This window comes from Paenibacillus sp. NPDC055715, from assembly GCF_053617595.1.
The window spans coordinates 186730-200846 of sequence record NZ_JBSHGA010000006.1 but is presented as its reverse complement, the minus strand read 5'-3'; the positions used below and the strand labels follow the sequence as shown (position 1 = coordinate 200846).

Annotated in this window: 15 protein-coding genes and 2 pseudogenes; 11 read left to right on the top strand and 6 right to left on the bottom strand. The window is 48.2% G+C overall.

The features are described 5' to 3' along the window. Nucleotides 1–87: 87 nt before the first annotated feature. Nucleotides 88–1311 (bottom strand): MFS transporter, encoded by a 1224-nt coding sequence (locus tag ACWGOO_RS12500; RefSeq protein ID WP_452483798.1) that lies wholly within the window; start codon nt 1309–1311, stop codon nt 88–90. 195 nt (nt 1312–1506) lie between these two features. Between ACWGOO_RS12500 and mobA the strand changes: the two genes are divergently transcribed. Together mobA and ACWGOO_RS12490 are read left to right on the top strand one after the other, a co-directional pair. After that, complete coding sequence (gene mobA, locus ACWGOO_RS12495) at nt 1507–2187, top strand: molybdenum cofactor guanylyltransferase (RefSeq protein ID WP_452483796.1); 681 nt, start codon at nt 1507–1509, stop codon at nt 2185–2187. 137 nt (nt 2188–2324) lie between these two features. Beyond that, a pseudogene (locus ACWGOO_RS12490) lies at nt 2325–2513 on the top strand (Lrp/AsnC ligand binding domain-containing protein); the annotation flags it as partial. An 88-nt stretch (nt 2514–2601) separates the two neighbouring features. Here ACWGOO_RS12490 and ACWGOO_RS12485 read toward each other — a convergent pair. The 4 genes from ACWGOO_RS12485 to ACWGOO_RS12470 form a co-directional block, all read right to left on the bottom strand. Then, nucleotides 2602–3534, bottom strand: a complete 933-nt coding sequence (locus ACWGOO_RS12485; protein ID WP_452483794.1) for a 1-phosphofructokinase family hexose kinase — start codon at nt 3532–3534, stop codon at nt 2602–2604. 14 nt (nt 3535–3548) lie between these two features. Beyond that, nucleotides 3549–3863, bottom strand: a complete 315-nt coding sequence (locus ACWGOO_RS12480; protein ID WP_452483792.1) for a DMT family transporter — start codon at nt 3861–3863, stop codon at nt 3549–3551. Continuing rightward, complete coding sequence (locus ACWGOO_RS12475) at nt 3863–4204, bottom strand: DMT family transporter (RefSeq protein ID WP_452483790.1); 342 nt, start codon at nt 4202–4204, stop codon at nt 3863–3865. The genes ACWGOO_RS12480 and ACWGOO_RS12475 overlap by 1 nt, the downstream gene beginning before the upstream one ends. An 84-nt stretch (nt 4205–4288) precedes the next feature. After that, on the bottom strand, nt 4289–4414 hold the full coding sequence (locus ACWGOO_RS12470) for a hypothetical protein (RefSeq protein WP_452483788.1): 126 nt from the start codon (nt 4412–4414) through the stop codon (nt 4289–4291). Between the two features lie 274 nt (nt 4415–4688). Here ACWGOO_RS12470 and cls point away from each other — a divergent pair, with 274 nt between their 5' ends. From cls to ACWGOO_RS12450, 4 genes are all read left to right on the top strand, one after another. Further along, nucleotides 4689–6200: a cardiolipin synthase gene (gene cls / locus ACWGOO_RS12465; protein WP_452483786.1), complete on the top strand. Its 1512-nt coding sequence runs from the start codon at nt 4689–4691 to the stop codon at nt 6198–6200. Nucleotides 6201–6414: 214 nt separating this feature from the next. Beyond that, nucleotides 6415–6840 (top strand): DMT family transporter, encoded by a 426-nt coding sequence (locus tag ACWGOO_RS12460; RefSeq protein ID WP_452483784.1) that lies wholly within the window; start codon nt 6415–6417, stop codon nt 6838–6840. Nucleotides 6841–6897: 57 nt separating this feature from the next. Further along, nucleotides 6898–7599 (top strand): Crp/Fnr family transcriptional regulator, encoded by a 702-nt coding sequence (locus ACWGOO_RS12455; protein WP_452483782.1) that lies wholly within the window; start codon nt 6898–6900, stop codon nt 7597–7599. 38 nt (nt 7600–7637) lie between these two features. Continuing rightward, nucleotides 7638–8129: a DMT family transporter gene (locus ACWGOO_RS12450; protein WP_452483780.1), complete on the top strand. Its 492-nt coding sequence runs from the start codon at nt 7638–7640 to the stop codon at nt 8127–8129. Nucleotides 8130–8253: 124 nt separating this feature from the next. On the opposite strand, the pseudogene ACWGOO_RS12445 reads toward ACWGOO_RS12450, so the two are convergent. Next, nucleotides 8254–9014: pseudogene (locus ACWGOO_RS12445) on the bottom strand (Rpn family recombination-promoting nuclease/putative transposase). Nucleotides 9015–9525: 511 nt separating this feature from the next. Between ACWGOO_RS12445 and ACWGOO_RS12440 the strand changes: the two are divergent. The 5 genes from ACWGOO_RS12440 (at nt 9526) to prfA (ending at nt 14115) form a co-directional block, all read left to right on the top strand. Then, nucleotides 9526–9786 (top strand): DapH/DapD/GlmU-related protein, encoded by a 261-nt coding sequence (locus tag ACWGOO_RS12440; RefSeq protein WP_452483778.1) that lies wholly within the window; start codon nt 9526–9528, stop codon nt 9784–9786. A gap of 212 nt (nt 9787–9998) precedes the next feature. After that, nucleotides 9999–11099, top strand: a complete 1101-nt coding sequence (fni, locus tag ACWGOO_RS12435) for a type 2 isopentenyl-diphosphate Delta-isomerase (RefSeq protein ID WP_452483777.1) — start codon at nt 9999–10001, stop codon at nt 11097–11099. Next, nucleotides 11096–11590 (top strand): GNAT family N-acetyltransferase, encoded by a 495-nt coding sequence (locus ACWGOO_RS12430; protein WP_452483775.1) that lies wholly within the window; start codon nt 11096–11098, stop codon nt 11588–11590. Before fni ends, ACWGOO_RS12430 begins: the two co-directional genes overlap by 4 nt. Before the next feature lie 142 nt (nt 11591–11732). Next, nucleotides 11733–12833 carry a redox-regulated ATPase YchF gene (gene ychF / locus ACWGOO_RS12425; protein ID WP_014278491.1) on the top strand — a complete coding sequence of 367 codons (1101 nt, stop codon included), beginning with the start codon at nt 11733–11735 and terminating at the stop codon, nt 12831–12833. Between the two features lie 214 nt (nt 12834–13047). Then, nucleotides 13048–14115, top strand: a complete 1068-nt coding sequence (gene prfA / locus ACWGOO_RS12420) for a peptide chain release factor 1 (RefSeq protein WP_452484015.1) — start codon at nt 13048–13050, stop codon at nt 14113–14115. Nucleotides 14116–14117 lie beyond the last annotated feature (2 nt).

Here is a 14117-nt window from a genome sequence, read left to right as displayed (position 1 = left end):
ATCATGATAATTGATGGTATCCAGACATTCCCCTGTCCGTAACGGGCAAGCAAGAGAAGAAAAGGGTGTCACGTCCCACCGATGTCGTTAAGGGGCTTCTTCTTCTCGTTTGTGTTCATCGGCATGACAGGGCTGATAACCGTTCTTGTACAGCATGTACCACATGATGGCGAATCCCGCAAAGCCGAGCAAGGCGAAGAAAACACCTGCATTATACATCATTTCGCCACCGAAATTCTGGAACAGCCAGCCTCCTGCAAAGCCTGCTACAATGCCAGATATCCCGCTCCATGTCAACGTATATACGGCCTGTCCGGATGAGCGGTAAGCTATCGGTGTGAACAGGACGGTCAACTGGGTGCCTACATAGAAATATCCACCGAAGGTGACGCAATGAAGTGTCTGAATGAACACGATCTGAATCGGGTCTGTGGCCAAGGCCATGAGCTCCCAACGTAGAGCAAACAGCAAACTGACAAGGGCCAGACAGCCGAACATCACCGTCATTTTTTTCTTTAAAAAGCGGTCAAACAGCAAAAAAACAATAATTTCGAATACCGATGACATAAAGACGGCGAAACCCAGCATCAACTTGGACCCGCCCAACTCGGTGATGTACAGGGACATAAAGGCGCTGTTGATCGAATTCGGAATGGATACCAAGATACCCAACAAAATGAAAGATATAAAGTATCCGTTCATTAAAATACTGCCAAAGCCACGCAAATGAATGGTTGCCGTTTCAACGCTGCCTTTTAGCGGTGGAATCGCTAGGATACAGATCAGGGCAGCCAGAAGCAACACCGTAAAGATGGTCGATATACTGGATAACCCCGTTTGGTCAATGATCAGGCCAGCTACTGCCGCCGTCACAGCCCAGCCGAAGGAGCCCCATATGCGGAAGGAACCGAATTTACGGTCCGTGCCCTCGATGTAGCTGAGAATGAGACTGTTACTTTGGGCGAACAAAGGACTTTGGAAAAAATAAAAACCGATCATCGACACATAAATCATGACATACGTATGGATATGAAATAAAGCTTGCAGTAAAAGCAATGTACCTGCAATCATAAACAGCGAAATACGACGGAGGTTACGGCTCCGGTCACTGGTATAGCCCCAGAAAGGGTTCGCCAATACCGATACAAAAGGCCCAATCGCCATCAGGCTCCCGATCTCAAACTTGTCCATGCCGATCTCTTGCAGATACAACGGGAAGAAGCTGGAGAAAATGACCATGGCTCCATACAGAAAAAAATTGTACAGCTTTAAGGAGTATAGAGGAGTCTCTTGAATTTCTCTATTTTGCAAGACAAGCCATTCCTTTCTTAGCCCGGTAGAGATTAAAGCATAGGATGCCGATCTATGGGAAGGTTCTCTATCCAATGTATCATGTGTTGAAAGGGTTAACAAACCAATAAATTAACAATTATGTAAAATTAAAATTCGCCCAATAGTTCAAGGGTTATTTGTGAATTTATTTCATTGAGAAAAGGGGATGTGGTTGTGAATGTGACTGGTATTATTGTTGCTGGAGGACGCTCCAGCCGGATGGGACAGGATAAGGCGCTGCTTGAAATTCAAGGAGTTACTATGCTCGAACGGACGGCTGCCGCTTTAGAGCAGGTGACCGAGCGGGTTATTGTCGTCACTCATGACAGCCAAGGGTATGGGCCGATTGGTTTGGAAAATGTGCCTGATATATATCCAGGTAGGGGGCCTCTGAGTGGCATCCACGCAGGACTGTCTGCTTCTAGAACGGAGTGGAGCATCATTGTCGCCTGTGATATGCCTTTTGTACAGCCAGAGGTGCTGCATGTCCTGCTCGCTGTAACTGAGAAGTGGACAAAATTGCTAGGAACGACAAAACCAGCAGGGCAAGCTGTAATCTCTTCTGTGAACGGACGTATACACCCTTTGCTGGCTGTGTACCATCAGAGTGTGCTGCCGTCTGCCGAGGAATGTTTGCGCAGTGGACGACTTCGTCTCACTGATTGGTTGAACAAGCTGAACGTTCGTTATGCGACGGAAGAGGATCTGCCGGGGGTGAGTGAAGACATGTGGCATAAGGCCGCGTTCAACATGAACAATCCGCAGGATTACCAGCTTGCTATAGAGCAGTTGAAGCATAGCGTACAACAGAACATGCAGAGCGTGAGGAACTTAAAGGAAATACGGGGAGATTAGGATCGTACAGGCTTCCTGTTCGAGAACGGTTTGAAAGAGAAACTACCAGAGGGAATAGGATGGAATGAATTTGGAGGAATATATTTATGCTAGAAGCTATTATCCATTATCCATGCCGTTTTACTGGTATTAGGGCTGATTTTTGTAGAGAAGCGAAGGAGGTCACCGATTTATTTCGCATCAGCGGGGAATTTAATTATCTCATCAAGGTACAAACCGCGTCGGTAGAGAAAGTTGCAGAGTTTCAGGATTCACTGGTAAAATTAGGTCCTTCGAAGTCACATATTTGTATGAAAAACATACTGAAAAACAGGGTTTTACTATAATTTAGTCAAAAAAGGAAATTCAAAGTATCCAATATTCGGAATATCGAATAGAAGAATGTTTGGATTGGATGAAAAAAAGTGACGCCGATTACAACAGCGTCACTGTAATGCCTTGCTCCAGACGTTGCACGTCCTGGAGCCCGATCTTTCCGGCCATGGCGTGCAACGCCGCCGCCGTGCCGCAGGCCGCTCCCCGCCGTAGCATGGCCGGGAGCTCCAGCCCCGCCACCGCGCCGGTGACCAGTCCGGCGACCATGGCGTCACCGCTGCCGAGCGCGCTGACAATGTCCGCGTTCGGCAGGCTCACGCGGTAACGCGCATCGCGCGTCACCGCCAGCGCTCCGCGCGCGCCGAGCGAGATGACGGCCAACTGCGTTCCGGCCTCAAGCAGCTGCGCTGCCGCCGCTTCAGCGGCATCCGCGCGCGCGGCGTCGATGCCGGCGAAACGGGCGGCTTCGTCCTCGTTAGGCTTCACGAGGTCGGGCCTTCCGCGCAGCCCCAAGCGCAGCGCCTCGCCGCTCGCGTCCAGCGCCACTCGCGCGCCGCGCGCCTTCGCCAGCGTACATAGCTCGGCGTACAGATCCGGCGGACAGCCCGGAGGCAGGCTGCCCGAGAACACGACCCAAGCCGAGTCTGCGGCAAGGGTGGTGATTTTGCGCCGTAGCGCGTCCAACTCAAGCGGTCCAATGGTCGGGCCGCTTTCGATCAGCTCAGTCTGCGTGCGCGTGGACGGGTCGAGCACGGTAATGGCGAGACGGGTTTCCCCGTGCGCCGTTTCGATGAAATCGGCGCTTACGCCTTCCGCGCTCAACCCGTCGATGAGCAGTCGCCCGGTGTGTCCGGCGGCAAACCCAGTCGCCCGCACAGGCTCGCCCAAAGTACGAATGACGCGGGCGGCATTCACGCCTTTGCCGCCTGGCACCGTCAGGCCGCCCTCGATCCGGTGGACTGCATTCAGACCGAAGCCTGCAACCGTGTAGATTTTATCCACAGCCGCGTTAAGCGTTACGGTGGTAATCACAAGGCATAACTCCTTTAAGAAATCAGCTTTAATCCCAGTGCTGCGGCGAGAATCATGGCGATAAACAACACACGCAATACACTTTTTTGTTCACCATATAAGAACATGCCCGTAATCGTGCTGCCGACCGTTCCGATGCCTGTCCACACCGCGTAGGAAGTTCCCATAGGCAAGCTCTTCATTGCGTAGGTGAGCAACGAGAAGCTAATGACAAAAGATAGAACCATGAGCATGAATGCCTTCCAGCTCTTGTCGACCGTAACTCCTTTCATGCCGATGACTCCAAACACTTCCGAGCATCCCGCGATAACCAATGCAATCCAAGCCATTATGCGCCATTCCCTTCCTGAGCATCACGGTCAGTAACCAATTTCAGGCCGACCACGCCTGCCAGCAAAAGGGCGATTAACAGCGTTTTGGACCATTGGAACGATTCCCCGAACAGCAGCATTTCACTTACAACGGTCCCGCCTGTTCCAAGTCCGGTAAATACAGCGTACACCGTGCCTACGGGCAAACGGCTGGCCGCTTTCATGATCAAATAAAAGCTGGCTATCATAGCCAGCACGGTTACAATCCAGGCGAGTGCGGAATCTGCGTGCTTCAGACCCGAGACCCATACGACCTCAATAAGGCCACCCATAAAAACATAAATCCAACTGCGATTCATGATGAGCGTTCTCCTTTGAATATAGATTAGTTGTAAATGAATCGCTCGTTACGTTCTTGTTCTTTCCCGCTTCCTGAGGCGGGGTTAACGTAATTCCACGCCAAAAAATAGGCCACGCAGCGTATGTTCCAGCGGCTCATCTCTGCGATCCGAGAAATATGTAAAGATGCGTAAAGTCTGCTTATGATAAGCGTAATTCACTACCTGCAAAAACAGATCGTCCTTGCTGTACCTAACGTTCGTTAGCTTATCCTCTCATGAAAAAAAGTAAGTGTCAATCCGGCTTTATCCGGTTTTGTTTTGAGTTTTTCCCCGGATTCTTTTTTCTTCATGAGCCTTAACAAAAAAGTGGGAAGAAATAAGGTGCTCATGTACAATATATAATGAAGACGTCTATTTTTTAGCGATGAATCATCTAGTTCATATATAGTGTCTGTTTCTTGCTGTTTGATGAGGATGCAGTCCATTGGAAATGAGGTAAATTATGAGGCGAAGCTTACTGGCTGTGTTAATTGCGGCTATGGTTTTTGTAATTTATTATTTTGGTTTATTTAATTACATCGGCAGAAATGAAGGAACGGTTATCAGTATTTTCTCCACGCTGACGGTCATTTCCATCAGTCTGATTATTTTTACAGAGAATCGGAATCCCTCCACTACGATGTCCTGGATTTTGCTGCTGGCCTTGCTGCCGGTGGTTGGACTTCCTCTTTATTTTTTGTTCGGGCAAAATGTGTTCAAACGCCGCAAGTATGACAAAAAGGCATTGCGTGACCAGCAGGCTTATGAGCGTATTGAGAAGGATGCCATGCATGTCAAACGGGACTTGACCTGCTTTACAGATGAGCAGCAGCAGTTGATGCGTTTGGCGCGCAGGCTGGCCCGTTCCCCCATTTATTTTGCGGCTGAAACCCAAATTTTGAACAACGGAGATGAAACCTTCTCCACACTATTGGCGGAACTGCGCAAGGCAGAGCATCATATCCACATGGAATACTACATTTTCCGGTCGGATGATATCGGCACCAGCATTCAGAAAATCTTGATCGAAAAGGCCAAAGCTGGCGTCAAGGTGCGGTTTATGTACGATGCGGTGGGCAGCATTCAGCTGTCGAAGGCTTTTTTGAAGGAAATGCGGGATGCGGGGGTAGAAGTCGTCGCTTATGGCGGCGCACGGATCTTGTTCTTTTCCAGCCGAGTAAACTACCGCAATCACCGTAAAATTGTGGTTATCGACGGCAATATTGGATTGATCGGTGGTCTGAATGTAGGGGATGAGTATCTCAGCCGCAACAAAGCCTACGGATTTTGGCGTGACACACACATGATTGTGAAGGGCGAGGCTGTGCGGACGCTGCAACTTATATTTTTGCAGGACTGGCTTCATATGACGGGTGAATCGGTGCTGGATAAGGAATATCTGTCCCCCCAAATCGAGCCCATTACGGACGGAGGCGTGCAGATTATTGCCAGCGGCCCGGATAATGAGCGGAGAGTGCTCAAAAATCTGTTCTTCTCCATGATCACATCTGCCCGCAAATCGGTATGGATTGCCACGCCTTACTTTATCCCGGATGAAGATATTTTGACCGCGCTGCGGATGGCGGCTCTGTCCGGTTTGGACGTGCGGATTTTGTTTCCTGCGAAACCCGATAAGTGGCTGCCGTTCCTTGCGTCCCATTCATACTTCCAAACGTTGCTGGAGGTTGGGGTCAAGGTATATGAGTATGAAAAAGGCTTTCTCCACTCCAAGCTTCTCATTATTGACGGAGAGGTTGCGACCATCGGGACGGCTAATATGGATATGCGTAGCTTCCACCTGAATTTTGAAGTCAACGCTCTGTTGATTCGCACGCATAGTGTACAGCAGATGGTGGCGAATTACGAGCGAGATTTGCAGTCTGCCAGCCTGATCGTACGCGAGGAATTTATGAGAAAGCGTCTGTTAAAGCGTTTGATGGAATCACTCGCCCGGTTGCTTTCGCCACTGCTGTAGGTTGAATGAATAAAGCAAGCACGCTACAGTGCCCAGACAGCAACCTGTCGGGTCAGCTTGCTGTCTGCCGGAGCGGACACCCATAATTCAATTTCCAACATGCAGTTTATGATGGAATTTTTCTATTGTTTAAGGACATATGTCCTTTATGGTGAGACTAACCTATACTTTAATAAATATAGAAAAGTCACATAGATAGGGAGAATAACGATTCATGAGAGGAATTTTGTTTGCTTTTCTGGGAGGTGCTTGTATTACGCTGCAAGGGGTGGCGAATACACGGATTAGTCAGGATATCGGTACATGGCAGGCGGCTACGGTTACTCAGTTGACGGGTGTCATTTTGGCGGCATTGGTCTGGATGTTTACACGAGATGGCAGTTTGGCAGAGATGAAGCAGGTGAAGCCCATGTATCTCTGGGGCGGAGCTTTTGCAGCTATCATTATATTCAGCGAAGTGACCGCTATTCATCATATTGGGATTACGTTCACGATCTCGGCGCTGTTGATTGCCCAGTTGTGTCTGACCTTCCTGGTTGATATAAACGGATGGTTCGGTGTAGTGAAGCAGAAGATGAAGCTCCCGCAATTTATAGGCATTAGTATGATGATCGCGGGTGTGATCATTTTAAAGCTCTAAATAGAGCTTCATTCGGAAAAGGAACCCAGAACGTAGAAAACGAAGGTGAGCCCAAGCATGAAAGAAATTCAGGATCAAGAGCAATTGAAGCATTTTTTACAATTGCATCAGTTAGAATCCATACTACATGAGCCGCTACGGCCTTATTTGTCACTGCATCGTTTGGAGCAAGGGGAAAAGCTATGCTCACAAGGGGATTCCATTGAATATCTGTACATATTGGTACAGGGAAAGGTCAAGATTTATACCAGTTCAACGGAGGGCAAAACACTGGTTCTCTGCTTCAAAACACCGATTGAGATCATAGGAGATGTTGAATATATTCGCAGCAGCAACGTGATCAATACGGTGGAGGCTGTGTCTCCTATATATGTAATCGGTATTCACCACCAGTGGATGAATAAATATGGCAAAGACTACGCTCCAATGCTGCAATTTTTGCTGGATATCGTTACTCGGAAGTTTTGCATGGATTCCGACTTCTCCAGCTTTAACTTAATGTATCCTGTGGAAGTCAGGCTGGCCAGTTACCTGATATCCATTTCTTTTGACGAGGGTGATGCTTCTTTCCATGAGGAACTGCGGGCATCCAGTCTCGTAGATGTGGCGAATTTAATCGGAACCAGCTATAGGCATCTCAACCGTGTGATACGCAAGATGAGTGCAGATGGATTGGTGGAACGAGCACGGGGCTATATTGTAATTCGTGACAGAGAAGGTTTGGGCCAACTGGCAGGCCATAATATTTATGAAGCATAATCATTCATAAAAGAATTAGTGGGGGAGACCTGGAAACCATGCTATTAGGAATTATACTGGCTGTTATCGCAGGGGCCTTTGTCAGCCTGCAAACGATATTCAATAATAAGGTGAACGAACGAACAGGTTCATGGGCCACAACCACACTTGTGCTGGGAACGGGATTTTTGGCCTCCTTGCTCGGCAGTCTTCTTTTTGCAGGGAAAAATACATTTACGTTACAGCATATGCAGCCGTGGTACTGGTTTAGCGGAATGATTGGTGTCGGCGTGGTGTTCTGTCTAGTACAAGGAGTGAAGCTTCTTGGCCCGACTTATGCGATCTCTATCGTGTTAACGGCACAATTGAGTACTGCTTTGCTGTGGGATTCGTTAGGGTGGCTGGGACTGGAAAAGATTCCGTTCACCTTCACCAAGCTGATCGGTGTGCTGGTCATTATCGGCGGTATTCTGATATTCAAGTTTGACAACGGGCGTACGAACGAGCAGCAGGGAAGCATTTCACATGTGCCTGATCCGATGAAGGGATAAAGGGCGTTATGATGATCCTTATCTTGACAGGGTAAGGGTCATGGGTTCGATCCCCATCCGTCCTATACGTCAAAAGCCTTGATACTCAAGGTTTTTTTTGTTTGTTTAGGAATGAATCAAGATCTTATTGCAAAGGCTTCAAAGCCCTAACCTCATCTTCCGATAATCCAGATGCTTCAACGATCACAGGAATGTTAATACCAAGGGCAAGAAGCTTTCTCGCAACCTCAACTTTGCCTTCATTTCTCGCTCCTTCGATCATTGAAGCTTCATCGTGAAGGAATTTTTGCCGTGCCGCATACTGCCTTCGTGCTTCTTCATTCTGACTCAGAAACTCCAGCGTATCCATCGCTTTTTTTAATACAGGCTCTTTCATCGTCAGCACCTCCCATTTGGATTGATCCGTTCCTTTGAGAAATAACAGCCAGTTGACAAGTCCACCCTCTTCCATGGAAACAGCTTGCTCATCCAGCTTGGGTAATTCCAGAAAGTGAACTTCAATATCGTCCATCAGCGAAATCCCGGTGTGATCACTCTCGTAAATGAAATACATTGTGATATAAGTCATTGGGCAAAAAGGAGTAATTTAAAATGTTGACTCCAATAGAACAACGTTCTTTTTTCGGTATCGTACTTATTAAAAAGCTGCATCTCCACATTGATAATTTCACCTTCTGTCGTTCTGGCACGAATGTCCAAGATCGACTGCTTGTCGCGTGGAGAATCTTTATCCGTGTAAGGATTGAGCAAGATGATCTCACGAAGAGGCGTTTTCCCAGCTTCTGCAAATGTTCGATTCAAAAAAGCCAACAGAACATCCCGATTCTCTTCACTGCCAAAAATACGTTTAAACAAAAAATCATTCCGTGGATTAAGCAGCTTCATGAATGATCAACTCTGTTTTCTTTGTTATATCATTATCACTGTTTGTTGCGTAAGCCAAACGTAAATACTCCAACCATTCTTTACCTCCAGAAGAGAAAACATAAATAGACCAAAGTTTGGTCGGGTCACACATTTATTATTCAGATACTTATAATTTCACGCCTGTTGGATATCCATAATAAGTGGTTTAATTAATACCATTAGAGACACGATTGAGAAGAACATGCTGAATCTGAATCAGCCACATGTTTGGGCCACGTCGTTTGAGCAGCATCAAATAGCCATTTGAGCAGGACATAGACAATGAGCGCGCAGAAGAATTTGCGAGCTTTGTCTTCATACCTCACCTCCTCAGTAACCAGAGAAAGGAAAGTGTATATGGCCACGAATAAAGAGAATATGTTAGAAGGCAAATTATATATGGCTGGCGGAAAAGAATTGGCAAAGGATAGCAAGAAATCGAGAATGCTTACCCGCTTATTATACAGCTGGGCATCCGATAGATTCAGATGTGCGTAACACCTTGCTGGAATTTGGTAAACCGATAACGATTGGGAACAATGTATGGATTGGCGCAAATACCGTAATCACTCCAGGTGTAAATATTGGGAATAATGTAGTTATTGGAGCGGGATCTATCGTTACCAAAGACATTCCTGATGATGTGGTTGCCGTAGGAAATCCATGCAATGTGTTAAGGGAAATTACAGACGAAGACAGACGGTACTGGGAAAAGCAAAAAAATGATTATTACGAAAACATTGAGGACTAAGTTACAAACAAAATTCAACTGAACGGTTTATATAAGCAGAGGAAAGGCTCGCGATTGTGTATATATTTTTCCATCCATGTTACAATGAAGGTATCTAAATAATTGCCTGAAATCATACATAAATAGATCGGTTACCTTGTGCGGGAGCGGTCTTATTTGTGTTTTCAGACCAATGTAAATACATGAAGTGACCTGAATGAGGTGGAACATAGATGAGTAATGTGGACAATAAACCTGAAGTACCTGAGAGTTCTGGCAGATCCGGCTCTTTGCTGCCTGCTGCACAGACAGGTGAACGGAAGATCGAGCATGTCCGCGTTTGTTTGCAAGAGGACGTGGCAGGTCAAGGCATCACGAATGGGCTGGAGCGCTATGCCTTTAAACACTGTGCGCTGCCTGAGCTGCATTTTGATGAGGTGCGTCTGGACACTACTTTTCTGGGACGTGCTGTGCGAACGCCGCTGCTGGTTAGCTCCATGACAGGCGGCAGCGCCGAGACGGGAGCGATTAATGAGCGCTTGGCAGAAACAGCAGAGAAACGTGGCTGGGCGCTAGGGGTAGGCTCGGTGCGGGCTGCGGTGGAAAAAGAAGAACTGGCTCCGACCTTTGCGGTTCGCCGTCTGGCACCGAGTATTCCGATCCTTGCCAATCTGGGAGCGGTGCAGTTGAACTACGGATTTGGCGTGGACGACTGTCGCCGTGCGGTGGAGATTGCCGGAGCGGACATGCTGGTACTGCATTTGAACGGATTGCAGGAGGTTTTCCAACCCGAAGGGAATCTGGATTTTAGCGGATTGTTTGGACGCATTGAAGAGCTGTGCCGCCAGCTTTCAGTGCCCGTAGGAGTGAAGGAAGTAGGCTGGGGCATAGATGGCGAGATAGCTTCGAGATTGTATGATGCGGGGGCAGCCTTTATTGATGTCGCTGGCGCAGGCGGAACAAGCTGGAGTCAGGTGGAAAAATTCCGCAATTCTGATCCTGTACGCCGTGCAGCGGCGGAAGCATTTGCGGATTGGGGAAACTCCACCGCTGATTGTATCGTAGAAGTTAGGGCGGCCCAGCCGAATGGCGCAGTGGTTGGCAGTGGCGGACTGAGAGACGGTGTTGATGCAGCCAAGGCACTTGCCTTGGGCGCTGATATGGCGGGTTTCGGACGGTCGCTGCTTGGATCGGCGGTCGCCTCCACAGAGGCGCTGGAAGCGCGGCTGGAGCAGGTGGAGCTGGAACTGCGAACAGTCATGTTCGGAATTGGAGTAGCCAGGATTAGGGGACTTAAAGACACGACTCGATTGAGAAGGAAGGCGAACGCATGAGCAGCATTATAACCTTGGTACCGATGGACGCAGAGCAATATGAACGGTTTGAGCAGCGCTCACTCGCGGACTACGCGGATGAAAAAATCCAGGCAGGCACATGGACGGTGGAAGAAGCGCCGGAACGCGCAGCAGAAAGCTTTGCCCGATACCTGCCGCAGAGACTGGAAACTCCCCATGCTCACCTTTACATGCTGATGTATTCGGATACGGATGATGTGGAGAGCCAAGAGGAAGCGGGCTATATCTGGTTCAATATTACGAAGGGCGCACAAGGAAAAGAAGCTTTTCTACTGGATATTCTCGTCTACGATTCATATCAGGGGCGGGGGCTGGGTACGCTGGCGATGGGAGCTTTGGAACAGGAAGCTCGCAGGCTGGGAGTTGTCCGCATCGGTTTGCATGTATTTGGGCATAATGGGCGGGCTTTGCATGTGTATCGCAAGTCCGGCTATCGGGTTACGGATATTCAGATGAGCAAAGAGATTTAAATGAGGATGTAGAGGATGTAGCAAAATCCTGAAAGTCACAGCCGTATGCTTGCCGCATGTATAGGTTCTCATATATAATGTGGGTTGGTAAACTAACGGATGGCATAACGCACATTTTATATAAACGGGAGTTGTTCTGATTATGGCTTTAAAAGCGGGGATCGTGGGTCTGCCGAACGTCGGCAAATCAACACTGTTTAACGCAATAACGCAGGCGGGTGCGGAATCCGCAAACTATCCATTTTGTACGATTGACCCGAATGTGGGTGTCGTTGAAGTACCGGACGAGCGGCTGGATAAGCTCACTGAACTGGTTGTGCCTAACAAAACGGTGCCGACGGCTTTTGAATTTGTTGATATTGCAGGCCTTGTACGCGGCGCGAGCAAGGGCGAGGGTTTGGGTAACAAGTTTCTGGCTCATATTCGTGAAGTGGATGCGATTGTACATGTGGTGCGTTGTTTTGAAGATGAGAACATTACCCATGTGGACGGCAAAATCGACCCGATCAGTGACATCCAGACCATTAATCTGGAACTGATTCTGGCGGATATCGAAAGCGTAGACAAGCGCATTGAGCGTTCCCGCAAAAACATGAAGGGTGGCAACAAGCAATACACCCAGGAAGTTGAAGTGCTGGAGCGGATCAAGGAATCACTGTATGCTGATAAGCCTGCGCGCAGCGTGGAATTGTCGGATGAAGAACAATTGATTGTACGTGATCTTCATTTGCTTACGATGAAGCCTGTACTGTACGCAGCTAATGTCAGCGAAGACGGTGTAACGGAAGCCGACAGCAATCCATATGTGCAAAAGGTACGTGATTTTGCTGTAGCGGAAAATGCAGAAGTGGTGCCGATTAGCGCCAAAGTAGAATCTGAAATTGCCGAGCTGGAAGGCGAAGACAAGGCGATGTTCCTGGAGGAACTGGGACTGGCTGAATCCGGTCTGAATCGTCTGATCAAAGCAGCTTACCGCTTGTTGGGTCTGTATACGTATTTCACAGCAGGTGTGCAGGAAGTACGCGCATGGACCATTCACAAAGGAACTAAAGCACCGGGTGCTGCGGGCGTTATCCACACGGATTTTGAACGCGGATTTATTCGTGCCGAGGTTGTATCCTACAATGATTTGGTCGCTGCTGGCTCTATGAACGGGGCCAAGGAACGTGGTCAGCTTCGTTTGGAAGGTAAGGAATATGTGGTACAAGACGGAGACGTTATGCATTTCCGTTTTAATGTATAACATTAGGTTTGCAGAATAAAAAATTGTGCTTATTAAAGTAGTCGCTGCCTGTGTTGGGTGGCGGCTTTTTTTATTGAAAATTATCGTTGTTATTCAATTCATGAATTAGAAGTATTTTTAGTAGCTAATTAGTTAATTAGTTGGTATAATAAAGAGCTGTAGCCAGTGAATTTGAATCTGGCTTCATATTAATTTAACTGAAGAGGTGAATCGCTTGTTGGACCGATTGCAATCATTGGCGGACCGCTACGATAAACTGAGCGAACTGCTCTGCGATCCGGATGTAGCGAACGATAGCAAGAAACTTAGAGATTATTCCAAAGAACAGTCTGATTTACAGCCTGCTTATGAAGCATATACCGAATATAAAATTGTCGTTGAGGAGTTAGACGCTGCTAAAGCTATGCAGGCCGAAAAGCTGGACGACGAGATGCGTGAAATGGTGAAAATGGAGATTGATGAGCTCAGTGCCCGCAAGCGGGAGCTGGATGAGAAAATCCGCATTTTGCTGCTGCCGAAGGACCCGAATGATGATAAGAATGTGATTATCGAGATTCGTGGTGCAGCGGGTGGAGACGAAGCGGCATTGTTTGCGGCGGATCTGTACCGGATGTACACTCGTTATGCCGATACCCAAGGCTGGCGTGTAGAGCTGATGGACGCGAACATGAATGACCTCGGAGGCTTTAAAGAGGTTATTTTCCTGATTAACGGACGCGGCGCATACAGCAAAATGAAATTTGAAAGCGGAGCACACCGCGTACAGCGGATTCCGACGACGGAATCCGGCGGACGTATTCACACGTCTACATCTACGGTATCCGTTATGCCTGAGGCCGAAGAAGTGGATGTTGAAATTTCCGACAAGGATATCCGCGTAGATACGTTCTGCTCCAGCGGTGCTGGCGGTCAGTCCGTTAATACGACCAAGTCGGCGGTACGTGTAACGCATATGCCAACAGGCATCATGGCAACCTGTCAGGACGGCAAATCCCAAAACTCCAACAAGGAGAAGGCACTCCAGGTTTTGCGTGCCCGTATTTCGGATATGCTTCGTCAGGAAGAGGAAGCCAAATATGCAGGCGAGCGTAAGAGCAAAGTAGGTACCGGGGATCGCAGTGAGCGCATTCGTACCTATAACTTCCCACAAAGCCGTGTAACAGATCACCGCATCGGGCTGACCATGCACAAGCTGGATCAGGTGATGAACGGGGAGATCGAAGAAATCGTATCGGCGCTCACGATTGCAGAGCAGGCTGATTTGATGGAACAAGAGGTTTAAGT